The 292-nt window shown below is 54.5% G+C and carries 1 protein-coding gene; it reads left to right on the top strand.

The annotated features are described in order from the left end of the window. A partial coding sequence (locus tag FN960_RS23840) for a glycine radical domain-containing protein (RefSeq protein ID WP_368854059.1) occupies positions 1-292 on the top strand: 292 nt, incomplete at both ends.

The following is a 292-nucleotide window of genomic DNA, read 5'->3' as shown; positions in this document are numbered from 1 at the left end:
ACCCCGCTGGCAGAAGGCGCAAGCCCGGCCTCCGGTACTGACCATCTTGGCCCTACTGCGGTCATTGGCTCAGTGGGTAAACTGCCTACGGCAGCGATTCTCGGCGGCGTGTTGCTCAACCAGAAACTGAATCCGGCAACGCTGGAGAACGAATCTGACAAGCAGAAACTGATGATCCTGCTGCGTACCTTCTTTGAAGTGCATAAAGGCTGGCATATTCAGTACAACATCGTTTCCCGCGAAACGCTGCTGGATGCGAAAAAACATCCCGATCAGTATCGCGATCTGGTAG

The organism is Alkalicoccobacillus porphyridii (assembly GCF_007293315.1).
Lineage (GTDB): Bacteria > Bacillota > Bacilli > Bacillales > Bacillaceae_D > Alkalicoccobacillus > Alkalicoccobacillus porphyridii.
This window is presented reverse-complemented; position numbering and strand designations above follow the sequence as displayed.